Origin of the sequence: Novosphingobium sp. P6W, assembly GCF_000876675.2 — a bacterium.
Taxonomy (GTDB): domain Bacteria; phylum Pseudomonadota; class Alphaproteobacteria; order Sphingomonadales; family Sphingomonadaceae; genus Novosphingobium.
Map to the genome: position 1 here is coordinate 2084923 of NZ_CP030353.1, position 23356 is coordinate 2108278.

The window sequence follows — 23356 nt, forward strand, 5'->3', positions numbered from 1 at the left end:
TTCAGACTTCGTTGAGTTCGGTCACGAATTCGTAGCGGTCGCCGCGATAGACCGAGCGGGTGAATTCGACGATGCGACCGTCGGGGATCCGCGTCTTGCGTTCGATCCGCAGAACCTCGGAATTCTGTTCCACGCACAAAATGCCGGCTTCGGTCGGCGTCGCCAGCGAAGCGCGTACGCGCTGAGTGCCGGACGTGGGCCGAAAACCGTGGCTTTCCAAGGCCTGGTAAAGCGAATCTCCCAGACTTTCGAGATCCGGCATGAAGACGGCCGGGATCACCGCATGCTCGATCGCAAGCGGCTCACCGCCGGCCAGGCGCACTCGGCCAAGACGTGCGACCTTGGCAGTCGTCAAGACATCGAGCGCGGCGGCTTCTTCTTCTGTTGGCTGGGCGTAGGACTTGTAAATCCACACCACGCCGGGGTCTTCCCCGCGTGAGCGGGTGTCATCGGAAAAGCTGCTGAGTTTCGCGCCGGGCGCCTCGATCCGCCGCGCGACGAAAGTGCCCGAGCCCTGTTTGCGGAACAGAACGCCTTCGTCGATCAACTGTTCGATGCCCTTGCGCACGGTAACGCGCGACATGCCCGCCATCTCGCTGAGATCGCGCTCGGAGGGAAGGGCGCTGCCCGGATCGATGCCGCCGCTGCTGATATGCTCGCGCAGCGATCGCGCAAGCTGCAGGTACAGCGGCGTCCCTTCGTCACTGCGAGTCCAGGCAATGTCACGCATCTTCGATCAATCTCGCCTTTTCAGGACCTGCAGGACTTCGCGCAGACTACCCCCGTGCGCCTCAAGGAGAGCGCGTCCTTCTTCGAGGGGAACCCCCATGGCGACGATCACGCCGAGACGGATCTCTCCGCCCGCCGTTTCGAGCGCTTGGGCCGCCACGCCGGTATCCACTCCAGCGATATCCTGGACCATGCCGCGCCCGCGTTGCAAGAGCTTCGCATTGGATATGCGCATGGCGACCATCCGGCCCTGATAGACGAGGCCCCGACGGATCATGATCGCGGTGGAGAGAAGGTTGAGCACGGCCTTCTGCGCCGTGCCCGCCTTCATGCGGGTGGACCCGGCGACGATCTCACTGCCGGTGACCGCGACGATCGCGTGCTCGGCCTTTTCGCCCAGCACCGATCCGGCGTTGTTGGCGATGGCGATGGTCAGCGCGCCGGCTGCACGGGCCTGCTCGATCGCGGCGACGGTGTAGGGCGTGCGGCCGCTGGCGGCGACGCCGATCACCACGTCTGCCGGACCGACGGCGTGACCGATGATCTCGGTGCGCCCCGCCTCGACATCGTCCTCGGCGTTTTCATAGGCTTCGGTCAGCGCGCCTGCGCCGCCGGCCATGAGGAAGATCATCCGCTCCATCGGCCAGCCGAAGGTCGGGTACAGTTCGGTCCCGTCCTGCACGGCGAGGCGGCCCGAAGTGCCGGCGCCGACGAAGACCAGCCGGCCATTCTCGCCAAGGCGCTTGGCAGCTTCCTCAACCGCGCGGGCGATGGCTGCGATCTGCGACTGGATCGCGGCGATGGCCGCCATCTGGCCTTCGAGCATCGCTTCCACCGCCAGTTCGGTCGGCCAGAGGTCGAGGTCGAGGTAACGGGGGTCGAGCGTTTCGGTCTTCATGATTTTCCTGGTGTCCCTGTTGGGCGCATCAATGTTTGGCAGGCTTGGTCTGAGCAGTCAGGGCCTGTTGCCCCGTGCCCGCAGGCGCGGCGCAGACCACGAAGGCCACGACCGTACCGATGCAAAGCTGGAAGGGGAACGAAAGCCCGTTCAGGATGGTCGGCAGGCCCAGCGCATGAGCGATCCCCGGCTGCAGCAGCAGGATGGTGACGAAGCCCACCAGCAGCGAGGCGATGACCGATCCGGTGTTCCCGCGATTGGTGAACAGCGCGGTGAAGTACACACCCAGCAGCCCGGCATACGTGAACACCATCACCTGCAGCGCAAATTCCAGCAGGCCCATGCTCGAATACCGCTGCCAGTAGAACGAGACGATCGCCATCAGGAACATCGCAAAGCCGATCACGCCCATACCGGCACGTCCGGCCTGAACGTAGTGGTGTTCGGCCACCGGAGCGACATTGGCGGCACGCTTCTCACGCCAGGGGCGGTAGAAGTCCTGCACCAGCACCGAGGACATCGCGTTCAGCGCCGAGTTGGTCGTCGCCACCGCCGCCGCGCAGATGCCCACCGTCACCAGACCGCGCAGGCCGCCGGGAAGCTGGGTGAGGATGTAGTGCATGAAGATCGAGATCTTCTCTCCGCCGAACTCGTTGCCCGCGGCAGCGGTGGCGCCGCCCATCAGGTCGGGCCGGTCGTAGAAGATGTAGAGCAGCAGGCCGATGACGATGAACATGCCCACCACCGGCACCGTCGCGATGACCGAAAGGTAAAGGCTGCGTGCGCCGGTCTTGGCGTCCTTGCACGAAAGCAGGCGCTGGGTAGTGTCCTGGTCCATACCGGCGTTGGCGATGTAGAGCAGCGCCAGGCCGGTCACGATCGCCAGCATCGAGAACGGACGCGACAGGTCAAACGAAAAGTCGAAGACCTTGAGCTTGTTGATGCCTTCGGGCGTGTTGGAAAGCCCAGCGATGATGTCGCCGGTCGAAGCCGGGATCGACATGCGCAAGAACACCAGAACTGCAATGGCGGAGCCAAGGTAGACGACGAACTGGATCAGGTCGTTCCACAGCACCGACTTAAGACCGCCGACGAACGTGAACATCACGCTTGCCACGACCAGCACGGCTGCCGCGATCATGATCCCCTGTGCCTCGACAGTGCCGGTGATGACCATCGCTAGCGCAATCGCGGCAAGATAAACGCGCGCACCGCCCGCAAACACGCGGCCGACGAGAAACATCCCGCCCGCCCAGCGCGTGGCTTTCTCGCTGAAGCGCAGCGTCAGCAGTTCGTAGGCGGTGGTGGCCTTGATCGCGTAGAAACGCGGGATCATAACATGGGCGACGAAGATCGCGCCCATCAGGCCCCCGATGTTGCCGCTGAGGTATGTGAGATCGCCGTGGTAGCCGTAGTCCGGGCCGCCCAGGAACGTCGCTGCGGACTGCGTGGCGGAAAGCACCGAGATCGCCGCCAGCCATGCGGGCACATTGCCGCCGGCGAGGAAATAATCGTTAGCGGTTTCGGTCTTGCGCGGCGTGAATATCCAGCCCCCGGCAAGGAGCAGCAGGAGATAGGCGGCGATAACCAGCCAGTCCGCCATCGAGAACGGCAGCATCATCGAACTATTCTCCGGTCAGGCCGGAACTACGTCGCCGGGCCCGCGAATAAAGAAGCGAGCGCCCGGCCGGAGGAGGATGGCCGGGCGCTACGCAGGTTTGACGTCCTTAGATGTGCGCGGTCAGCGAGAAGCCGAACGTGCGTCCAAGGATATCGTACGTGTCGGGGAAGGTGTTGAACACGCCTCCCGTCGACACGCGGGGGGGATTCTTGTCGAGCAGGTTGTAGACGCCCGCGCTCATCGTCACGGTCTCGGTGAAGTCGTAAGACGCCGAGAGGTCGAACGTGTTCTGCGCCGAGATCGTCTCGGTGGAACCGGCGGTGCTGGACTTGACCTTGCCGATGCGCTGCCAGTCGAACTGGATCACGCCCTTGTCGAACAGCATGCCGACGCCGACAGTGTGGCGGTAGTCGGGCTGCACCAGCGTGGTGCCGTCGCTTGAGCAGGTGGCGCCGAACGTGCCCTTGCACTGGATCGCGGCGACGGTGGAGTTCGCCTGGATCTTGTACGAGGTGACGATGTTGCCCTGATAGCTCAGGCGCAAGCCTTCACCCGGCAGCCAGTCCTGGCGCAGCGTGTAGCTGGCGCCGATGTCCAGACCGCGCTGCAGCAGGCGGCCCAGGTTCTGGTTGTTGACGTAGGCGTCCTTGAAGGTGCCGTCCGAGTTGCGCGTCACCAGGCCGCACAGCGGGTTACCGGCGGTGGGGTTGGTGATGTAGCAGCTGGTGATCGCGGCGATGGGCTGGATCACGCCGACGGCGCCCTTGAGGTCAAGCTCGTACCAGTCGACGGTGATGTTCAGGCCCGGCAGGAACGTCGGGGTAAGCACGCCGCCGATGGTGGTGGTGTAGCCCGTCTCCGGCTTGATGTCCGGGTTGCCGCCGTAATAGTAGTTGCCGGTCAGGTAGCTGGCGGCGTTGGAGTTCGCCGAACCGACGGCCGGCGCGCCCATGCGCGCGCACTGCGCCGCATCGCCGGTGCCCAGAACGCAGGGATCGCCGCCGTAACGCGGCTTCAGGCGGTCCACGGTGACCAGGTTGCTGAACGGCAGCGACGAGGTGCTGGCGGCGAACTCACCGAAGTTCGGGGTGCGCAGCACGCGCTGGTAGGTGCCGCGCAGACGCAGGTTGCGGTCGACTTCCCAGTTGCCCTCGACCTTCCAGGTGCCGTGGGTGCCGAACAGGTTGTAGTCCGACAGGCGGTAGGCGCCGCCCACATCCAGCTTGCGGATCAGCGGCAGGTCGCGAAGGACCGGGATCAGGACTTCGCCGTAGAGTTCCTTGACGTCGAACGAGCCGCTGTAGGCAGCCTGGACGCCCTGACGGTAGGTGTTACCGGTAAGGAGCGCGGTGTCCTGGGTGATGCTGGCGGTCTCGCGGCGGTACTCGGCGCCGATGGCGAAGCCGATCGGACCGGCGGGGAGCGAGAACAGTTCTTCCAGCGTGCCGCTCAGCGTCGCCGCGGTTACGAACTGGTCGCGCTTGCGGTTGAAGCCGTTGATGTCGCTGCCCAGCGCATCGCCCAGCGCCGCATTCGGGCCGAAGATGTTCACGGTGTTGACGATCGAGGCAAAGTTGTTCGCGCCCGCCGCGCTGCTGACAAGGCCGTCGCCGGTGATCAGCGTGTTCTCGGTCGAACGGCCGTACTGGGCGTAGACGTTCCACTTGATCGCGCTGGTCAGCGGACCGCGCAGGCCGGTCTGGAGCTGGAGAGTGTTGCGCTCGGTCTCGTAGTTGACGAGGCCCAGTTCACCCAGCGAACGCGCGACGTTCACCTGCGCCGCGCCGTTGACGAAGGTCAGCTGGTTGCGGATCGCGTCGGTGAGGAACGGGTTGCTCTCGCTGATCGAGACGGTGCGGTTGACCGACGCCGGGGTGGCGCCGGGGGTGCCGGTCTCTTCGGTGCGCGAATTGGTGTACATCGCGCGGCCGTAGATCTCGATCTGCGGCGTGATTTCATACTTGTAGAGCGCGGCGACGTTGATGCGCTTGAGCGGCGAAACCAGCGGATAGGTGTCGGAGACGTTCGAGGTCGCCAAGGGGTTGGTGCTGAATTCGCCGCTGTCGCTGAAGCCGAACTTGCGTCCGCTCGCCACGTCGGTGAAGACGCCGCCGAGGCTGGGGATGGTCTGGTTCGGCGTTGCCGCCCAGTCACGCTTGCCGGCGCGGATCAGGTCGCGCTGGGTGTAGTCGGCGGCTAGGACGATGTTGCCGCGATCGCCCAAGCCCGTGCCCAGCATGATCGAGCCGCCGTACTGCGCGCCGCCATGCTCGGACAGGCGCGACGTCGCGGTGCCGCGAATGCCGGTGAACTCGTCGTTGAGGATGAAGTTCACCACGCCCGCAACTGCGTCGGCGCCGTAGACTGCTGCGGCGCCGCCGGTCAGCACGTCGACACGCTTGATCAGCGAAGCGGGGATCGCATTCACGTCCACCGAGTTACGGAAGCTGAAAGGCGCGGCGCGGGTGCCGTCGATCAGGACGAGCGAGCGGCTCTGGCCGAAGTTGCGCAGTTCGAGCACCTGGGCGCCGAATGCGTCGCTGCCCTGCGAGCCCTGACGAACGCCGCCGGAAAGCTGGGGAATCTTGGTCGAGAAGTCCTCTACGGTGAGCGCCGACTGGAGCTTGATCTGCTGCTCGCTGGTCGATGCCACGGGGCTGCTGGACGTCAGGCCCGGAACCGCGATGCGCGTGCCGGTGACGACGATGTCGCCGCCTTGGGCTGCGTCGTCTGCGGCGGGTGCATCGGTATTGGACTGCGCGAACGCCACGCCGGGTGCCTGCGCAAGAGCGAAAGCCAGCGCTGCCAGTGCAACGGTCTGCCTGTTTGACTTAACCATTAGGAACTCCTCACTTTTCCATATTCCCTGAACCAGATCCTGTGTCGTTCTGGTGCGACCCGAAGACTCGACGGTGTGATCTTTTATCGGCGATACCTATGTAGACCTGTCATGGATTTGTAAATAGGTGGTATCAGACCAATTCAATAATCTTTGTGGGGTGCCATATCGTCCCGCCGGTCAGGGGGCGGGGTACGCCGGTGGTGCCGGGGAAGGTCAGCGGCAACCCGCGCAGGCTGCGCGCTGCGAGGAAGGCCATGGCCTCTGCCTCGATGAAGTCGCCGCGCAGGCCTACGTGGTCGGCCGTGCGGCAATCGCCGAGCAGGTCACGAAGCGCCTGCATCAGCGTGGGGTTATGGCTCCCTCCGCCGCAAACGATCCAGACTTTCGGCGGACTGGGCAGCGCCCGCGCCGTCAGCGCCACCGCTGCCGCCGTGAAGGCCGTCAGCGTCGCCGCCGCATCCTCCAGCGACCTTGCGGCGGCCCATTCGAGCGGAAAGTCGTAGCGGTCAAGCGACTTCGGGCCGTCTCCCCGGAAATGCGGGTGGGAAAGCAGGTCGGCCAGCACGCCGGCGTCCACCGTTCCCGCCGCCGAGAAGCGCCCGCCGTCGTCATAACGTCCGGCGCCGCGGGCCTGCACGACCTGATCGATCAACCCGTTGCCGGGGCCGGTGTCGAAGGCGACAAGCTTGCCGTCCGCGCCAATCCAGGTGAGGTTCGCCACCCCGCCGACATTGAGAAACGCGACAGGGCCGCCAAGCCCGATCCGCTCCGCCAGCGCGGCATGATAGGCCGGAACCAGCGGCGCGCCTTGCCCACCGGCCATGAGATCGTCCTGCCGCATTTGCGCGACGACCGAGGCCCCCAGCGCATCGGCAATGACCTGCGGATCGCCGATCTGCACGGTAATCTGGCGTTCCGGCCGGTGCAGCAGGGTCTGTCCATGAAAGCCGATGAGGTCTGGTGCGCGTCCGGCCTGGGCGATAACGTCACGTCCGGCGCGGATATGCGCGCTCTCGATAACCCGCGCCGCAGCAGCGAACGACGCGGGCGCATCGCCGTAGCCATTCCACGCCAGCGCATCGGCGGTCGCGCATTCGATGGCGGCGCATTCGGCGGACGAAAACGCCATCATCGCCGACGGCCCGAAGCCTTCGATCCGTTCGCCGTCCGTCTCGACCAGCGCCACATCGACGCCGTCCAGCGAGGTTCCGCTCATGAAACCCATGACCAGCATAGTTACGTATCCTTCCAAATGCAAACGACGAGGCTGGCATCGTCATGCGGCTTCACCCGCGTGAAACGGCGCAGCGAATCGGGCCGGCGTTCCAGATCGCGCAGCCGCTCGATCCAGCGCGCCGCATCTTCGGCGCTGGAAATGGCGAGCATGTCGGCAGGCGTGGCGGCGTCGAAAAGCTCAACGAGCCGGAGAAAACCGTCGCTGGCGATGGCGAAGCGCTGCCCCGCGCGCAGCGGAATCCGCGTTTGCCACACATGGTCGGCGGCGGCAGGATCGGTGCCCAGCACCCAGTAGCCGCCCTCGCGGTTCATCAGACTGCGGTTGGCGCGCAGCCCCGGCATCAGCTGCGCCTTGAGCGCTTCGGGCGTGACGGCGGGGTCGCCATCGAGGATCGCCTTCGCCGCTGCCAGCGTGCGCGCCTCGATGGCATCTAACGTGGAAACGCCAAAGAGTTGCGCCTCACCGGCCTCGTCCAGCGCGGCCACCCGGCAATCGGCCAAAGTCGTGAACTCGGCCTCGCCATCGATGATGCGCACCATGGCGAAGGCGGCGGAGGGGTGTTCGTGCCGCGCGGCGGCGGGGCGGAACTGCTCGCGCTCCAGCGCCTCGGCGCAGCGGGTCATGACGATGCGCAGTATTTCGACGGTAGGCAGATCGGGGCTTTGCGCCAGCACTTCGCCCAGCAACCGGCTCGCGGTCTGCGCCAGCCATGAAGCGTCCGAGGGCGCGTCCAGCAGCGAGGCGCCCATGCCGGTGGCGCCGTCGATCACCCAGGCCGCGTTGCCGTGGTGGCCCACCGCATCCTCGTTGACGCTGCCCTGTCCATCGGACACGGCGGTTTCGATCTTCAGCATGGTTGCTCCCAAGGTTCGACCCTCATGTGAACCAGACCGGTATCATCAGATGCGTCAAAAACAAAACCACTTTAATGCCACTTGTGCCAAAACCCGAAAGTGGTATCTGCCCTGGGCATGACATCGACGACACCTAACACGGCATTGGAGGCACCTATGGACCAGACCCAGATGGCCCGCGAAGCCCGCGAAGCACCGGCACTCTGCGCGCAGCAGCTACGCCTCAATGCCGATCTCGTGCGCGATGCCGGTCGGCAATTGCGCGACCTTGCACCGCCTTTCGCGGCAACTCTGGCGCGCGGCAGTTCCGACCAGGCCGCCGCCTTCGCCAAGTTCCTGCTGGAAACCCATGCCAAGGTGCCCACGCTCAGCCATGCGCCTTCGATCGGCTCGCTGTACCATGCGACTTCGGCGAATTTCCGCAATGTGCCGCTGATCGCGATCTCGCAGTCCGGCCGCAGCCCCGACCTGATTGCCGCCGCGAAGGATGCGCGCGAGCAAGGCGCGATCGTCATCGCCGTGGTCAACGATGCGGCCTCGCCGCTGGCGGAACTGGCGCAGATCGTCATTCCCGTCCACGCCGGACCCGAAACCAGCGTGGCGGCGACCAAGAGTTTCGTCTGCACGCTGGTCGCGCTTACCCACCTCGTGGCCGAGTGGAGCCAGGACGAAGCGCTGCTCGCCGCGCTGGAAAGCACCGGCGAAGTGCTCGAAGCGGCCGCAACTGCCGACTGGACCGATGCCGTCACACTGTTGCAGGATGCCAGCGAGATGCTGGTGCTGGGCCGCGGCCCGACCCTGCCGATCGCGGGCGAAGCCGCGCTCAAGCTGAAGGAGACATCGAGCCTGCACGCGGAAGCCTTCAGTATCGCCGAAGTGGCGCATGGTCCGATGACGCTGGTGGGCGAAGGCAGCGCCGTGCTGGCGCTGGCCCCGCTTGACGTGGCGCGCACCGGCCTGCGGGACCGGCTTGCGGATTTCGCCGCGCGCGGTGCGCATGTGATCGCCGCAGGCAACGCTGAGGACGTGGCGCCTGCCGGTCTGGTCCTGCCTTCGCGCACCGACGTGCACCCGGTTCTGGGCGCCATTGCCCAGATCCAGAGCTTCTACGGCCTTGCCAATGCGCTTTCTCTGGCACGCGGCCGCAATCCAGACAGCCCTCCGCATCTCAACAAGGTAACGCGCACCCTATGACCGTTCAGGCTCTTACCGGCGCGCGTATCGTTCTGGCCGACCGGGTGGTCGAGGGGCAGGCGCTGCTTCTCGACCGGGGCCGCATCGTCGGCCTCGCCGAACAAGGCACTCTCCCCGATGGTTGCAAGGTGAAGGATCTGGGCGGAGGCTGGCTGCTGCCGGGCTTCATCGATACGCAGGTGAACGGCGGCGGCGACGTGCTGTTCAACGACATGCCCAATATCGAGGGCATTCGCGCCATTGCCGCGGCGCACCGCCGCTATGGCACCACCGGCATCCTGCCCACGCTCATCAGCGATTATCCGCAGGTCGTCGAAGCCGCGATCGAGGCGGGCGAGGCGGCGCTGGAGGCCGGGGTTCCCGGTGTGCTGGGCGTGCATATCGAAGGCCCGCACCTCAACGCCGCGAAGAAGGGCATCCACGACCAGACGCGCTTTTCGGCCATCGATGCGGCCGTCATCGCGCGGCTTGCAGCGCCCACTACCGGCCGCCGCATCGTCACCATCGCGCCGGAACTCGCGCCCGAGGGCACCGTGCGCGCGCTGGCCCAGGCCGGAGTGCTGGTCTGCGCCGGGCACAGCCTTGCCGATTACGACCAGACCCGCGCGGCGCTGGCCGAAGGGCTGGTAGGCTTCACGCACCTGTTCAACGCCATGACGCAGTTCCTCAGCCGCGACCCCGGCATGGTCGGCGCGGCGCTGGAGGACCGGGCTAGCCATTTCGGCCTGATCGTCGACGGTCTCCACGTCCACCCCGCCGCCCTGCGCGTGGCGCTGCTGGCGCGCGGGATCGACGGCGCCATGCTGGTGACCGACGCGATGCCGCCGGTGGGCGGGCAGATGGGCCGGTTCTCGCTGATGGATCAGGATATCGCCGTGGTTGACGGCACCTGCCGCGGGCCGGGCGGGACGCTGGCCGGATCGGCGTTGAGCATGTCGCAGGCGCTGCGCAATGCGATGGACATGCTGGGCTGCGATATCGTCGCCGCCTCGCGCATGGCCAGCGGCAACCCCGCGAAGTTCCTGCGGCTCGATGACGAAACCGGCAGCATTGCGCCGGGCTTGCGCGCCGACCTTGTCCATCTGGGCGATGACCGGCTGGTGCGGGCAACGTGGATCGGCGGCGCGCGCGAGGATCACCGCGAATGAAAACGCAGCCCAAAGTGCCCGAACTGGGGCTGATCGAAGGCCGCTTCGGCCGCATCTGGACCGATGCGGAGCGCAGCTATGTGGTGCAATCGCTCGCCGAGGCGGGCTATGCCTTCTACCACTATGGCCCCAAGGCCGACCGCCCGATGCGGCGCGAATGGCGCACCGGCCATGACACCGCCAAGACCGATGAGCTGGCCCGTCTCTCGGCCGAGTGCCGGGGGCTGGGAATGCGTTTCGGCATGGCGATCACCCCGGTGGGATCGACCCATCCGTTCGATGACGAGGCCCGCGCCGACCTGACGCGCCGGGTGGCCGATCTCGACGCGATCGGGGTCGACGACCTTGCCGTGCTGTTCGACGATCTGCGCGGCGACATGCCGCAGCTTGCCGCGCGGCAGGCGGAAGTGGTGAATTTCTGCGCCGGGTTGACCAAAGCCACGCGCGTCTACACCTGCCCGACCTATTATTCCGACGATCCGGTGCTCGACCTGGTGTTCGGGGATCGGCCCGAGGATTACCTTGGCGATCTGGGCCGCGCGCTCAATCCTGCCGTGCAGGTCTACTGGACCGGCGAGGAGGTATGCTCGCGCGAGATCGGGTCCTCGCACCTTGAGCGGGTGGCGGACGAACTCGGGCGGCCAGTGTGCCTCTGGGACAACTACCCGGTGAACGACGGCGCGCGCATGTCGCGCTTCCTGCACCTGCGCGCCTTTACCGGGCGTCCGGCGCGGATCGAGGAGCATATCTCGGGCCATGCGATCAACCCGGCGATCCAGGCGCATCTCGGCTGCATTCCGGCGCTGACCTTGCCGATGCTTTACGCCGACGGCGACGACTACGCTTACGGCGAGGCGTTCGGCGTGGCGGCGCGGCATCTGCTAGGCGACGAATTCGCCGCGATGCTGCAGCAGGATCTTCCCGCGCTGCAGGACGTGGGCCACGAACGGCTGGGTGCACGCGTCGATCGCCTGCGCGTGCGCTACGGCGCCATCGACCACCCCGCCGCGCGCGAAATCGTGACGTGGCTGGACGGCGAAGACCTGATGACCGACGATGAGGTTCAGACGCAGTAGAGGCCATGACAGACACCCGCGACACGCAGCTTTTGGCCGCCTTGCGCGGCGCGGTCGGCAAGCGCCATGTGCTTACCGCAAGCCGGGCCACGGCGCGGTTCCGCAAGGGCTATCGCACTGGCGAGGGCCCGGCGATTGCGGTGGTGCGCCCCGGCAGCCTGGTGGAGTTGTGGCGCACGGCCAGCGCCTGCGTGGCGGCGGATGTCTCGATCATCATGCAGGCCTCGAACACGGGCCTCACCGGCGGATCGACGCCTGACGGCGCGGACTATCCCGGCGGGCTGGTCATCATCAGCACCACGCGGCTCGGCGGCCTTACGGTCATCCGGGAGGGCGCGCAGGTATTGTGCCAGCCGGGCACCACGCTGCACCGACTGGAGCAGGCCCTGCGTCCCTATGGCCGCGAGCCGCATTCGGTGATCGGATCGTCCTGCCTCGGCGCTTCGGTAGTGGGCGGGGTGTGCAACAATTCGGGCGGTTCGCTGATCCGGCGCGGGCCTGCCTATACCCAGCTTGCCCTGTTCGGTGAGGTTTTGCCGGATGGGAGCTTGCGCCTCGTCAACCACCTGGGCATCGCGCTGGGCGACGAGCCGGAGACGATCCTTTCACGGATCGACAACGGCACTTTCACCGAGGCCGACATCGACCCGGCGCAAGATAAGTGGGCCCACGACCACAGCTATGCCGACCATGTGCGCGATATCGAAAGCGCCGTCCCCGCCCGATTCAACGCCGATCCGCGCTGCCTGTTCGAGGCTGCGGGAAGCGCGGGCAAGCTGATCGTCTTCGCCGTGCGCCTCGACACCTTCGCGCGCGAGGACGAGACCACCACCTTCTACATCGGCACCGCCGAACCCGCCCGCCTTACCGAACTGCGCCGCACTATGCTGCGCGATTTCGATACGCTGCCGATCGCGGGCGAGTACATGCACCGTACCGCGTTCGATGTGGCCGACCGGTATGGGCGGGACATGTTCTTCGCCATCGAGCGCCTCGGCACCGATCGCCTGCCGGCGCTGTTCGCCGCCAAGGCACGGGTCGATGCGGCCATAGGCGGCGGCCTCAGCGACAGGCTGATGCAATGGTCTAGCCGCTTCATACCGGACCATCTTCCCGAAATGATGCGCCTGTACCGGGACCGCTTCGCACATCACCTGATCCTCAAGGTGCCGCGCGGACAAGTGGAGGCCGCGCGTGAACTGCTGGCGCGCCTGTTTCCCGGCGGCGCAGAGGGCGACCACTTCGAATGCACCGCGAAAGAGGCCGCGAAGGCGTTCCTCCACCGCTTCGTCGCGGCGGGCGCTGCCGTGCGATACCGCGCCGTCCATGCGGACGAGGTCGCGGATATCGTCGCGCTCGACATCGCCCTGCCGCGCAACACCCGCGAATGGGTGGAGCAGCTTCCCGCCGCCCTCGAAGCGCAGACGATCCATGCGCTCTATTACGGGCACTTCTTCTGCCAGGTGTTCCATCAGGACTACATCGTGAAGAAGGGCACCGATCCGCTGGCCTTCGAACATGCGCTATGGGCGCTGCTCGACGAACGCGGCGCCCAGTATCCGGCGGAGCACAACGTCGGCCACCTCTACATCGCGCGGCCGACCCTTCAGGAATTCTACCGCAGCATCGATCCGCACAACCAGCTCAACCCGGGTATCGGCCACACGCCGCGCGGGCGCGACTGGACCGATAGCGCCGCAACCGGAGACCACCCATGACCTATTTCCTCGGCATCGATGCAGGCGGCAGCAATTGCCGCGCCCGGCTGGTCGACGCGGCCGGCGCAGTCATCGGCCATGGCAAATCCGGCACCGCCAACGCCCGCATCGGCATGGATGCGCTGTACGAGACGCTGCTGGATACCGTCGACCAGGCCGTGGCCGAAGCCGGCCTGACCATTGCCCAGCGCGCGACCATCCATGCCGGCATGGGTATCGCCGGAATGACCCGTCCCGGCGTGCGCGAGGCTCTGGCCGAGTTGGACTTCGGCTTTGCCTCCGCCGCCTATTCCACCGATGCCCTGATCGCCAATCTGGGCGCGCATGGCGGACAGGACGGCGCGATCCTCATCATCGGCACCGGCAGCGCCGCTCAGGTCCGCCTGAACGGAGAGGACTTCACCATCGGCGGCTACGGCTTCCCGATCTCCGACGAGGGCAGCGGCGCCGCGCTGGGCCTTTCCGCGATGCGCCATGCCCTGCGCGCGTTGGACGGGCGGACCCGCAAGACCCCGCTCAGTGCGGCAGTGACCGAGCGTTTCGGCCATGACACCGCGCAGGCCATCGCCTGGATGGATCAGGCCACCCCGCGCGATTACGGCACGTTCGCGCCGCTGGTCATGGACTATGCCGAAGCCGACGACGCCATCGCCCGGTCCATCGTGGAACACGCGGCGGGCCACATCGAACGCTTCATCGAGACGATCTTCGAGCGCGGCGCCACCCGCTGCACGCTGGTGGGAGGGCTTGCCCCGCGCATCAGCCCCTGGTTGCGGTGGCGCACGGTAGAGCGGCTGAGCGAACCGCTGGGCGATTCGCTGGACGGCGCCCTGCGACTGGCAGGCTTTTCACCCGCCTGAGACGGCGCGGCGGTTACGGTCTGATCAGTTCTCGCTAGCCAGTTCGGGATACTTGTCGAGGATGGCGCTGGCCACGCCGTTGGTCCACCCGAAGCCGTCCTGAACCGGATATTCCCCGCCGCCGCCGGGCGTGCGGGTTTCGATGTTGTACTTCTCCAGCATCTTGCCGGTTTCGCCGTAGGCACTGCGTACCGTGCCGATCCAGCGCCGGGCGATGTCACGCGCCAGATCGTCGTGGCCGGTTTTTGAAAGCCCCTCGATCGCCACCCATTGCAGAGGCGCCCAGCCATTGGGTTCGTCCCACTGCTGGCCGGTGGAAAGGACGGTCGTGCGCAGGCCGCCTTCGGCCAGCAGCACTCGCTGCGTGGTCGCCGCAACCGCCTTGGCCTGCGCGGGAGAGGCAAGCCCGACGAACAGCGGCTGCAAGGTGGCGGCACTGGTCACGGCCGTGGGCGTGCGCGCGGCCATGTCCCAGTCGGCAAAGCGCGATTGGCCGGGCTGCCACAGGTAACGGTCGATCGCCTTCTTTCGCTTGAGCGAGAGCGCGTCGAACTGGCGGGCGCAGGGCTTGTCGCCTGCTTTTGCGCATCGCTGTGAAATCCCGCGCTCCATCGCCCACATCAGACTGTTGAGGTCTGCCGGCACGATGTCGGTGGTGCGTATGCTTGCCAGCGAGCCGGGTTTGGCCAGCCAGCGTGAGGAGAAGTCCCAGCCGCTTTCCGCGCCTGCGCGCAGGTCTCGGTAGACATCGGCAGCGGGGCGGGGTGCAGCCTGAGCCGCCGTCGCCACATCTTCAGCCCAGGATTCGTCGCGCGGGGTGTCGCGGTCGTCGTAATAGCGGTTCAGCAGGCTGCCATCGGGCATCTTCACGACGCGCAGGCACGCTGGCTTGCCTTTCGTGCATGCGGCGCCCTTCATCCAGTACGCATACTCGGCGCGCAGGGCGGCGAGGCGTCGCGCGGCAACGATCGGATCGCTATCCTGCGACAGGTCCAGCATCAGCGCATAATACGGCGGCTGCGAGCGGCCGAGGTAATAAGTGCGCGTCCCGTTGGGAATGTGGCCGACCCGTTCGATCAGGCCGGTGAAGTTCTCGATCATCGATTCGACCAGGGGCTGTTGGCCGTCGAGGCGCAGGCCCAGCATCGTGAAGTAGCTGTCCCAGTAATAAATCTCCTGGAACCGCCCGCCCGGCACCACGTAAGGCGCCGTCAGCGCCAGGGCGGAACTGCCCATCGGCACTGCTTCCGGCTGGCGGACCAGTTGCGGCCACAACGTTCGGATATGATCGCGAAGGCCGCCGCGGTCGTTCTCTCCGCGCACAGTGAAGTTGGCGAGAACGAAGGTCTTCAGCGCCTCGCCTGAAGGTTTCTGGGCCAGATAGTCTGCCATGATCGTATCGGGATCGCGCCGGGGAACGGCATCGGCGAACGTCTTGCCATCAGCGAAGATGTGCCCGCTCTGCACCGCTTCGAACAGCGCGCCGTAGCGCAGGGCAGGGCTATCCTGCGGCTCGACCGGGGAACCGGGAGGGGTCTCTACGCGGGGACGATCCTCGGCCGGGATCGCTGCGGAGGATTTAGTAGCAGTGGATTGGGCAAGGGCAGGTCCGCCGCTGGTGAACAGTAGTGCGGCGATCAGCCAGGTCGATTTCATTGCTTTCCCCAGTTTCGCAGGGCGCGCTTGCGCCCCGCGCATGACGGTCTCCCCTATCGGAAGTCGTCACGCGCGCACTGGTTGCCAGACAGGCTTCAGTAATTCCACTGCAACTGGGTGCGCAGCAGGTTGCCCCGCGCCCGGCCGGAACGGCGTTCGTCGGCCTCGCGGCGGTGCATGTTGGCATAGGCGAGGGTCAGTTCCAGCGCGTCGACGATCTGCCATTCCACGCCGACCTCGATCTCGTCCGTCTCAAGCCGGGGCGAGTTGGTGCTGGCCTTCCATCCGCCGCGATAGCGCTGCCAGCGGCCATAGGGCATGATGCGGCCCATCCCGATATCGCCGACGTTGTACATCACCTGGACATAGCCGCCGCCCGCCTTGCTGGAACGGATCGCGGAGATGCCGGGATCGTATTGCGGGGCGCGGCCCCAGTTCCATTCCGCCTGTATGCCGAAGGGCTGGGGGTAGAGGATGGCATGGACGCCGAAGCGGTTGTCATCGAAATCCTCGGCGCTGACGCCGCCGGTGCGCACTTCCGGGCGCACGTCGTTGAGCATCGCCGCACCGCCCAGTTCAAGGACCTGCCCGGCGAAGGCGCCGCCCAGGCCATCGAGTTCGAACGGCCAGGTAGCCATGGCGATCTTCGCCAGGCCCCGGTTATGCTCGGGGCGGTTCACGCCCTGTCCGTTGTAGGCCGCAAGGGCAAAGGCGCCGTAGTTGCCGAAAAGCTTCTGCTTGTCCTCGGCCAGCCGGTCCCACACTGCCTGCACGCGCGAAGGCGTGTAATAGGCGACCACACCGAGATCGCGCTCGCTGGGCATGGCGCTGTTGACTGCGTCCGAGCGGTCCAGCGTCAGGCGGTTGGACGAGGATTGCAGGTTTTCCCAGCCGAACGGGACCTTGGACTGGCCGAAGCGCAGCTTGAATTCGTGGGCGCGGTCAAGGAACACGTCAATATAGGCGTCGCGCAGCTGGGCGAAATGCTCGCGCCGTTCGCCGTTGGACTGGGCGTTTACTGCCGATGCGAAGTCGGTCTGGAAATAAAGGGTGATGTCGTCCGTGACGCTGCCCTGCAGCACGACGCGGGCGCGGCGCAGCGAGAAACTGCTGTCGTCAGTGATGGAGCCGTCATGCACCGAACGCAGGCGCGAGCGGCCGGAGGGCGCGGTATCGTCGCCGCTCAGGAAGGCATTGTAACGCATCTGGGTGTAGCCGCGTATTTGGAGCTTTTCGTACCAGCCCTTTTTCTTCTTCCCTTCTGCCGGTGCAGCAGGCGAAGGAGCGCTGGCCTGCGCGGTCTGCACGGCAGGCAGGGTGGACGTTGCCGCAGGGGAGGCCGGCACGGCGGCGGCCGTGGTCGCTGCATGTACAGGGCCGCCTTTGAGAGCCCGCAGTTCCGCCTTGAGTTCGTCGATCTGGCGCTGGAGGTCTTCAACGGTCTGCGCCGACGCCGCTCCCGGAAGGACCAATGCGGCGCACGTCCCTGCAATAATGCCAAATGCGCGCATGAATGGCTCCGGACCAGTTTTGAATTACCCGGGCAGCGCTAACGATACATTCTAGCAGTTTCATTGCACAACAGAACTAATCGAGAGATTCGCGTAGTTTTATTGTGTGTCTACTTTGTTTCTACATTCGTCAGGTGCGTAACCCGGCTGTCATGCAACTGCGGCAGAAACCCTATGTCACGAACACGAGGATCCCAGCGATGAACCCGCCCCATGGTTTCGAAATGGACCGCATCAAGGCGGAAATCGCCGACAGCTTCGACGAGGAGCTGGAAATGGAGATCGACGAGAGCCGCCTGGAATCGCTGCTCGACGACATGTCCGAGCATCCCGAGCAGGCACAGCTCGACCGCCGCATCTATTTTCGTGAACTGTTCCGCCTTCAGCACGAACTGGTGCGCCTGCAGGAATGGGTCCAGTACAAGGGCCTGAAAGTTGTGGTCCTGTTCGAGGGCCGCGATTCCGCCGGCAAGGGCGGCGCGATCAAGCGCATCACCCAGCGGCTCAATCCGCGCGTCTGCCGGGTTGCGGCGCTGCCCGCGCCCAGCGAGCGCGAACGCACGCAGTGGTACTTCCAGCGCTACGTCGCGCACTTGCCCGCAGCGGGCGAGATCGTGCTGTTCGATCGCAGCTGGTACAACCGCGCGGGCGTGGAGCGCGTGATGGGCTTCTGCGACGAGGACGACGTGGAGGAATTCTTCCGCTCGGTCCCCGAATTCGAACGCATGCTGGTGCGCTCGGGCATCGTCCTGCTGAAATATTGGTTCTCGATCACCGATGACGAGCAGCAGTTCCGCTTCAACATGCGCATCCACGACCCGCTCAAGCAGTGGAAGCTTTCGCCCATGGACGTGGAATCTCGCCGCCGGTGGGAAGACTATACCCGCGCCAAGGAAGCGATGCTGGAGCATACGCACATCCCCGAGGCGCCCTGGTGGGTGGTCGAAGCGGTGGACAAGAAACGTGCCCGCCTGAACTGCATCGCCCACCTGCTGGAACAGATCCCTTACGAAGACGTGCCCCGGGCCCCGGTGGTGCTGCCAGACCGGGTGCGCAACAGCGACTATATCCGCCAGCCCGTGCCGGAAGAACTCTACGTGCCTGACGCTTTCTGATCTCCATCTGCCCCTGATCCCAGGCACGGATCAGGGGCAGATCGGTCACGGATAGATCTTGCGCTAAAGGCGGGGAGTTCGCCTTGGAAATCCGCTATTTATACTCGATGAGCAGCATCTTGCGTGCCCGCAGGCTGGCCCACCAGAAGCCGAGTTGCCCGAAGCAATGGGGCACCTTGCCCAGCACGATATGCGTTGCGTAGATCGCGCCGGATCGGCGATAGACCCGCCACCAAAGCGCTGGCCACAACAGCCAGAACGGCGGAAGCGCCCAAAGCAGGTTGCTCACAACATGCTTGATCAGCTTTGGGTCTTCGGCCCCGCGGCGGTGCCACGCCTCCGCCCCGGCATAGCCGCTGCGCCGGTTCCTTTGCCACCATTGCCACCATGTGGTCATCGCCACGTCATGCAGCGTCATCTCATCAGGCAGGCGGACGATCTTCCAGCCACGGCGGCGCATGCGGTGGCACAAATCGTCGTCCTCCGCCGCGATCAGCCCCGCGTCATAGCCGTCTACCTCCAGCATCGCCTCTACCTTGACCAGCGCATCCCCGCCGCAGCTGTCGACGGGGCCAGCGAGGCCATCCCACTCGATGTCGCAAACGTGATTGAAGACGGTGCGATCGGGATAGCGTTCCCGGCGGCGACCAAAGACCACGGCGGTGCGCGGGTCCTTTGCAATCCCCGCCAAACCCGCATCGAGCCAGCCTGCATCCAGTTCGCAGTCGCCGTCGATGAACTGGACGAACCGGGTATCCGGCCAAAGCGCCCGTAGCCGGGCAAAGCCGGTATTGCGTCCGCGCGCGGCCGTGAAAGGCTGGGAGGTATCGAGTTCGATGACCTCTATGCCCAGGGCCCGCCCCAGGGCGGCGCTACCGTCCTTCGACCCGGAGTCCACGTAGATGACGCGCCCGCACGCGCGCTTTGCCGATAGCAGGCAGGCCCGCAGCCGTTCCCCTTCGTTGCGCCCGATCACCACGACGCCGACGGCGGCATCCCTGCGGATACCGCCGTCGGCAGCCTGACATTGCATACTCGACATTGCGCACTCATCCTGTTTTTCAAGCAAGTATGGGCGCCGCCCCCCGCGAGGGAGGGGGCGGGGCGGTTCAGATCGGAGCGGGAGGAATCAGTTTCAGCCACGACGGCAATGCCTCCTGCCAAAGCGCGCTGGCCCGCTGGCGCAGCGACAGGCCGCTCGCCAGCGCGGCGATCTCGCGCCGGCTCAGGCCCGATCGCTCGCAGAAATAGGGGTGCCGCGTGCGGTGGGCGAAATAGCCGTAGAACAGCGCGGCGCGGTCCTTGTCATAGGTCGGCGCACCCCGGTGAAAGAAACGGGCCGTATCGGCGAACACCACTGTCCCGACCGGGCCGGTGCAGCTGACGATGCCCTGCGCATAATCGGCGCCGAGCCTCTTGTTCAGCACTTCCTCGGTGCCGAACTCAAAATCGTACCGATCATCGACGCCCTGTGATTTGTCGACCCGGCTTATCAGTTCGAACGGGCCGCCACGGTCGGTCACGTCCGTGCAGTAGACGGCGAGCTTTATCATCTTGCGATCTTCGCGGTCGCGGTGCCACTGGCGCGGGCCAAGCTCGGTTCCATCCGCCACCGTATATATCAGCGCCATGCCGTCGTAGGCAGCCGGAAGGCCGATATAGGCCTCGGCGATGTCCAGGATACGCTCGTCGAGGCCCCAGTGGAATATTTCCGGGTTTTCGACCGTAGCGGAGGCCGGGGCACAGATGAATTCGCGTCCGGCGCTGGCCTCTCGCCGGGCGCTTTCAGTGCAGTCGCCCGCGACTTTCTGCGCCACGCGAAGCATCTGTTCCGAACCCTTGAGGCCCAATGCGTCCAGTGAGGTGATGAATATCCCGTCCCGTTCTAGCCCTTCCACGATCTCCCGGTCGATCCCTTCCAGTTTGGGCAGCGAAGGGCGATAGGCTTCCAGCGCTTCGTGATAGCGGCGCCAGAGCCGCCGCCGGATCATCGACGTGTTGGAAATGTTGAAGGCCAGCTTTGCCGGCCTGTCGCCAAGGCGGTTCAGGATTTTCTGGGAAAGGGACTTCGACATTCCGAATCCTTCGACTGGATGAACCTTGACGATGTCGCGGCTTGATCCGGCATTCGCCAAGCGCCCCGGGGCACATCTGATACGTTACAGCAACACAAACAACCCGGTGTTTCCGGTCCTGAGTTCTCCCAATTCCGTAACCAGATCATGGGACTATTCTGACCCGATCGGTGCCCCCGGCTGGCGCCCGCCTCATGCGGATTCGCGACTCAGGAGCGCACCCTTTGTCATGACCTTGTCACTGGTTCAGGAAAGCGGCGAGGCGCACGAGACGCCGCGTGTTCTGGTGATCGGCGGGACCGGTTTCGTCGGCCGCCATCTGGTCACGCGGCTGGCCGAATGCGGGCGGCGCCCGCGCGTGCTGACCCGCGATCCGCAAGCTGCGCAGGCTGCTCTGGCCTCTGACCTGGTGGAGTTGGTGGGCGGCAGTTACCGCGACGCTGCGGCGCTGGATGCTGCGATGGACGGTGTCGATGCGGTTTATCATCTCGCCAAGGGTGAGGGCCGCAACTGGCAGGAGTATCTCGACAACGACGTCGTGCCCACGCGCCAGGTTGCGGAGGCGGCGCTGCGCCGGGGCGTGGGCCGGTTCATCTATGTCGGATCGATCGATTCCTACGCATCGGGCAATGCAGCCGACCGTATCGACGGTTCGACGGGGCTCGACCCGCGCATCGATCGCCGCAATCATTACGCCCGGTCCAAGGCGGTCTGCGAAGAGATGCTGCTGACGATGGCGCGGGAGCGGGGGTTGCCGCTGGTGATCCTGCGCCTTGGCATCGTCATCGGCGCGGGCAGTTCACCGATCCATTACGGCGTCGGCCGCTTCAAGGCATGGAACCGGCTGACTTACTGGGGGGATGGCAGGCATAACCTCCCCTTCGTGCTTGTCGAGGATGCCGCCGATGCGCTTGTCCGCGCTCTCGACGCACCTGCCATCGAGGGGCGCAGCTTCCTGATCGCCGATGCTCCGCTTCTTTCGGCGAGGGACTATGTCGCGGCGATGCAGGCGCGTTCAGGGGGCAAAGTGCAGGCCGCACCGCGCCCCATCTGGCGGTACTGGCTGGAGGACCTGGCGCGCGGACTGGTCAAGACCGCCATCCGTCACCCCAATCGCCATCTCTCCAGTCTCCACGACTGGCAATGCCGATCGCACAGCGCAACGTATGATGCAGCGCAGAGCATCACTGCCTTGGGCTGGCGTCCTGCAGGCACCCGCCAGGCCCTGATCGAGCGCGGTATCTACCCCGCGGTCGAGGCCATGACGTGACGCCGGCCTGATCCGAGGCAGGCCTTCCAGCTCAGGCGGGGATTTCCTTGCCCTCGAAATCGAACAGCTTGCCGCTGTCGGGCAGTTTCAGGCCTTCGATCACGTCGAGCAATTGCAACGCGGCCCGTTCGGTATCGAACAGCTTACCCGGCTGGACATTGCCCTGAAACGGACGGGACAGCGCGGTGTCCACCGTGCCGGGGTGCAGCGCCACGACAATCGCGCGGTCGTTGCGGCGTCGTTCCTCGATCGCGAGACTGCGTACCAGCATATTGAGCGCCGCTTTCGAAGCGCGGTAACCGTACCACCCGCCAAGGCGGTTGTCGGCGATTGAGCCTACCCGCGCCGATAGCGCCGCGAACACCGGCCGCCCGGCTTTGGGCAAAAGTGGCAGAAAATGCTTCGCCACCAGCGCGGGACCAATCGCGTTCACGGCATAGACTTGTGCCAGCCACGCCGGATCCAGATCGCCCAGCGCCTTTTCAGGCTTGTGATCCGGGGTATGAAGCAAGCCGGTGGCGACGATCACCAGAGCGGGTGGAGGTCCCTTGGCGACATGCGCGGCGGCGGCGGCGATGCTCCCCTCATCGAGCAGATCGAGATGCTGCGCCTCGCTGCGCGACCGTGCAAATCCATGCACGGCGCCGAAGATGCCTTCTTCGATAAGGGCCGCCTCGAACGCTCCGCCGATCCCGCCGGACGCGCCGATGATGACGGCAGAGGTTTTGCCCGCCCCGCTCATGCGCGGCTGAAGCGCCAGCGATCGGTGTCGCTTTCTTTCGCGTCGAAACTATATCCGTCACTGTCGAAGCCGCGCATCGCGTCTATGTCGGTAACGTGATGCTCGCACAGCCAGCGCGCCATCATGCCGCGCGCGCGCTTGGCGTTGAAGCTGATGAAACGCGGGCCGTCAGGGCCAGGCTCACGAAACTCGACCTCGATCACCCGCACGCCGTCCAGCTTGCCCTTCACGGCCGCGAAGTATTCCAGGCTGGCGAGATTGAGTACGACATTCGAACCCTCCTCCGCCAGTTGGACGCGCAGAAATTCGGCGATCCGGTCGCCCCACCAGTCAGTCAGGCTCTTGTGACGCGGTGCCCAGCGGGTGCCCATTTCCAGGCGGTAGGGTCGGATCTTATCAAGGGGCTTCAGCAGCCCGTAGAGGCCGGACAGCATCCGCACATGGTCCTGCGCGAATGCAACGCCTGCCTCGTCCAGCGAATAAGCCTCGAAGCCGGTGTAGACGTCGCCGGCGAAGGCGAACAGCGCCTGCCGTTCGGGCAATTCGGCGAAATCGCGGAAGCGGTCGGCATTGAGCTTGGCCAGACGCGGCGAGATGTGCATCAGCTCCGACAGCCGCTTCTGCGTCAGGTTCGCGGCCGATCGGGCAAGGCCCCGCGCTTCTTCTGCGAAATGCGGCGTCGACACGGCGAGGGGGGGAAGCGGGCGCTCGAAGTCGAGCGTCTTGGCGGGGGACAGCAGGGCGATCATGGCCTTCGCGGTAGCGGCGGCAGCGGCCTGCGTCAAACCGCTGGCCGGGCGCAGCGCCTCC

19 protein-coding genes are annotated in these 23356 nt (G+C 65.7%); 7 read left to right on the plus strand and 12 right to left on the minus strand.

What is annotated here, in order from left to right:
* Position 1: 1 nt before the first annotated feature.
* The 6 genes from TQ38_RS25125 to TQ38_RS25150 form a co-directional block, all read right to left on the minus strand.
* Entirely contained in the window at positions 2-730 is a 729-nt protein-coding gene (locus TQ38_RS25125) for a GntR family transcriptional regulator (protein ID WP_043970486.1), read from the minus strand.
* Positions 731-736: 6 nt separating this feature from the next.
* Positions 737-1627, minus strand: a complete 891-nt coding sequence (locus TQ38_RS25130; RefSeq protein ID WP_043970488.1) for an N-acetylmuramic acid 6-phosphate etherase — start codon at positions 1625-1627, stop codon at positions 737-739.
* A gap of 28 nt (positions 1628-1655) precedes the next feature.
* The gene (locus tag TQ38_RS25135) at positions 1656-3248 is read right to left on the minus strand and encodes a sodium:solute symporter (RefSeq protein WP_043970490.1); all 1593 of its coding nucleotides are present in this window, start codon (positions 3246-3248) and stop codon (positions 1656-1658) included.
* A gap of 106 nt (positions 3249-3354) precedes the next feature.
* Positions 3355-6087 carry a TonB-dependent siderophore receptor gene (locus TQ38_RS25140; protein WP_052505524.1) on the minus strand — a complete coding sequence of 911 codons (2733 nt, stop codon included), beginning with the start codon at positions 6085-6087 and terminating at the stop codon, positions 3355-3357.
* Positions 6088-6220: 133 nt separating this feature from the next.
* Positions 6221-7324, minus strand: a complete 1104-nt coding sequence (locus tag TQ38_RS25145) for an anhydro-N-acetylmuramic acid kinase (RefSeq protein WP_043970492.1) — start codon at positions 7322-7324, stop codon at positions 6221-6223.
* A gap of 2 nt (positions 7325-7326) precedes the next feature.
* Positions 7327-8181, minus strand: a complete 855-nt coding sequence (locus TQ38_RS25150; protein WP_043970494.1) for a protein phosphatase 2C domain-containing protein — start codon at positions 8179-8181, stop codon at positions 7327-7329.
* Between the two features lie 156 nt (positions 8182-8337).
* On the opposite strand from TQ38_RS25150, the gene TQ38_RS25155 reads away from it, so the two are divergent.
* From TQ38_RS25155 to TQ38_RS25175, 5 genes are read left to right on the plus strand one after another with little or no spacing between them, the layout of a single operon-like run.
* Complete coding sequence (locus tag TQ38_RS25155; RefSeq protein WP_240198096.1) at positions 8338-9375, plus strand: SIS domain-containing protein; 1038 nt, start codon at positions 8338-8340, stop codon at positions 9373-9375.
* On the plus strand, positions 9372-10523 hold the full coding sequence (nagA, locus tag TQ38_RS25160) for an N-acetylglucosamine-6-phosphate deacetylase (RefSeq protein WP_043970497.1): 1152 nt from the start codon (positions 9372-9374) through the stop codon (positions 10521-10523). Before TQ38_RS25155 ends, nagA begins: the two co-directional genes overlap by 4 nt.
* Complete coding sequence (locus TQ38_RS25165) at positions 10520-11599, plus strand: beta-N-acetylglucosaminidase domain-containing protein (protein WP_043970499.1); 1080 nt, start codon at positions 10520-10522, stop codon at positions 11597-11599. Before nagA ends, TQ38_RS25165 begins: the two co-directional genes overlap by 4 nt.
* Before the next feature lie 5 nt (positions 11600-11604).
* Entirely contained in the window at positions 11605-13317 is a 1713-nt protein-coding gene (gene dld, locus TQ38_RS25170; RefSeq protein ID WP_043970500.1) for a D-lactate dehydrogenase, read from the plus strand.
* On the plus strand, positions 13314-14177 hold the full coding sequence (locus TQ38_RS25175) for a BadF/BadG/BcrA/BcrD ATPase family protein (RefSeq protein ID WP_043970501.1): 864 nt from the start codon (positions 13314-13316) through the stop codon (positions 14175-14177). The genes dld and TQ38_RS25175 overlap by 4 nt, the downstream gene beginning before the upstream one ends.
* 24 nt (positions 14178-14201) lie before the next feature.
* Here TQ38_RS25175 and treF read toward each other — a convergent pair whose 3' ends face one another.
* Positions 14202-15833 carry an alpha,alpha-trehalase TreF gene (treF, locus tag TQ38_RS25180; protein WP_043970503.1) on the minus strand — a complete coding sequence of 544 codons (1632 nt, stop codon included), beginning with the start codon at positions 15831-15833 and terminating at the stop codon, positions 14202-14204.
* A 95-nt stretch (positions 15834-15928) separates the two neighbouring features.
* Positions 15929-17344 carry a porin gene (locus tag TQ38_RS25185; RefSeq protein WP_043970505.1) on the minus strand — a complete coding sequence of 472 codons (1416 nt, stop codon included), beginning with the start codon at positions 17342-17344 and terminating at the stop codon, positions 15929-15931.
* A gap of 200 nt (positions 17345-17544) precedes the next feature.
* Between TQ38_RS25185 and ppk2 the strand changes: the two genes are divergently transcribed.
* Entirely contained in the window at positions 17545-18459 is a 915-nt protein-coding gene (gene ppk2, locus TQ38_RS25190) for a polyphosphate kinase 2 (protein WP_043970507.1), read from the plus strand.
* 94 nt (positions 18460-18553) lie between these two features.
* Here the strand turns inward: ppk2 and TQ38_RS25195 are convergent, their stop codons facing one another.
* On the minus strand, positions 18554-19501 hold the full coding sequence (locus tag TQ38_RS25195; protein ID WP_240198097.1) for a glycosyltransferase family 2 protein: 948 nt from the start codon (positions 19499-19501) through the stop codon (positions 18554-18556).
* Positions 19502-19568: 67 nt separating this feature from the next.
* Positions 19569-20534 carry a hypothetical protein gene (locus tag TQ38_RS25200; protein ID WP_043970510.1) on the minus strand — a complete coding sequence of 322 codons (966 nt, stop codon included), beginning with the start codon at positions 20532-20534 and terminating at the stop codon, positions 19569-19571.
* 229 nt (positions 20535-20763) lie between these two features.
* Between TQ38_RS25200 and TQ38_RS25205 the strand changes: the two genes are divergently transcribed.
* On the plus strand, positions 20764-21804 hold the full coding sequence (locus TQ38_RS25205; RefSeq protein WP_052505525.1) for an NAD(P)-dependent oxidoreductase: 1041 nt from the start codon (positions 20764-20766) through the stop codon (positions 21802-21804).
* Between the two features lie 31 nt (positions 21805-21835).
* On the opposite strand, the gene TQ38_RS25210 is transcribed toward TQ38_RS25205, so the two are convergent.
* Positions 21836-22546 (minus strand): SDR family NAD(P)-dependent oxidoreductase, encoded by a 711-nt coding sequence (locus TQ38_RS25210; protein ID WP_043970512.1) that lies wholly within the window; start codon positions 22544-22546, stop codon positions 21836-21838.
* Entirely contained in the window at positions 22543-23295 is a 753-nt protein-coding gene (gene yaaA / locus TQ38_RS25215; RefSeq protein WP_043970812.1) for a peroxide stress protein YaaA, read from the minus strand. The genes TQ38_RS25210 and yaaA overlap by 4 nt, the downstream gene beginning before the upstream one ends.
* Positions 23296-23356: the final 61 nt, after the last annotated feature.

Excerpts from the sequence above, each read along its gene's own strand:
- TQ38_RS25125 (WP_043970486.1), bottom strand. The coding sequence starts at position 730 with ATGCGTGACATTGCCTGGACTCGCAGTGACGAAGGGACGCCGCTGTAC.
- TQ38_RS25130 (WP_043970488.1), bottom strand. The coding sequence starts at position 1,627 with ATGAAGACCGAAACGCTCGACCCCCGTTACCTCGACCTCGACCTCTGG.
- TQ38_RS25135 (WP_043970490.1), bottom strand. The coding sequence starts at position 3,248 with ATGATGCTGCCGTTCTCGATGGCGGACTGGCTGGTTATCGCCGCCTAT.
- TQ38_RS25140 (WP_052505524.1), bottom strand. The coding sequence starts at position 6,087 with ATGGTTAAGTCAAACAGGCAGACCGTTGCACTGGCAGCGCTGGCTTTC.
- TQ38_RS25145 (WP_043970492.1), bottom strand. The coding sequence starts at position 7,324 with ATGCTGGTCATGGGTTTCATGAGCGGAACCTCGCTGGACGGCGTCGAT.
- TQ38_RS25150 (WP_043970494.1), bottom strand. The coding sequence starts at position 8,181 with ATGCTGAAGATCGAAACCGCCGTGTCCGATGGACAGGGCAGCGTCAAC.
- TQ38_RS25155 (WP_240198096.1), top strand. The coding sequence starts at position 8,338 with ATGGACCAGACCCAGATGGCCCGCGAAGCCCGCGAAGCACCGGCACTC.
- nagA (WP_043970497.1), top strand. The coding sequence starts at position 9,372 with ATGACCGTTCAGGCTCTTACCGGCGCGCGTATCGTTCTGGCCGACCGG.
- TQ38_RS25165 (WP_043970499.1), top strand. The coding sequence starts at position 10,520 with ATGAAAACGCAGCCCAAAGTGCCCGAACTGGGGCTGATCGAAGGCCGC.
- dld (WP_043970500.1), top strand. The coding sequence starts at position 11,605 with ATGACAGACACCCGCGACACGCAGCTTTTGGCCGCCTTGCGCGGCGCG.
- TQ38_RS25175 (WP_043970501.1), top strand. The coding sequence starts at position 13,314 with ATGACCTATTTCCTCGGCATCGATGCAGGCGGCAGCAATTGCCGCGCC.
- treF (WP_043970503.1), bottom strand. The coding sequence starts at position 15,833 with ATGAAATCGACCTGGCTGATCGCCGCACTACTGTTCACCAGCGGCGGA.
- TQ38_RS25185 (WP_043970505.1), bottom strand. The coding sequence starts at position 17,344 with ATGCGCGCATTTGGCATTATTGCAGGGACGTGCGCCGCATTGGTCCTT.
- ppk2 (WP_043970507.1), top strand. The coding sequence starts at position 17,545 with ATGAACCCGCCCCATGGTTTCGAAATGGACCGCATCAAGGCGGAAATC.
- TQ38_RS25195 (WP_240198097.1), bottom strand. The coding sequence starts at position 19,501 with ATGTCGAGTATGCAATGTCAGGCTGCCGACGGCGGTATCCGCAGGGAT.
- TQ38_RS25200 (WP_043970510.1), bottom strand. The coding sequence starts at position 20,534 with ATGTCGAAGTCCCTTTCCCAGAAAATCCTGAACCGCCTTGGCGACAGG.
- TQ38_RS25205 (WP_052505525.1), top strand. The coding sequence starts at position 20,764 with ATGACCTTGTCACTGGTTCAGGAAAGCGGCGAGGCGCACGAGACGCCG.
- TQ38_RS25210 (WP_043970512.1), bottom strand. The coding sequence starts at position 22,546 with ATGAGCGGGGCGGGCAAAACCTCTGCCGTCATCATCGGCGCGTCCGGC.
- yaaA (WP_043970812.1), bottom strand. The coding sequence starts at position 23,295 with ATGATCGCCCTGCTGTCCCCCGCCAAGACGCTCGACTTCGAGCGCCCG.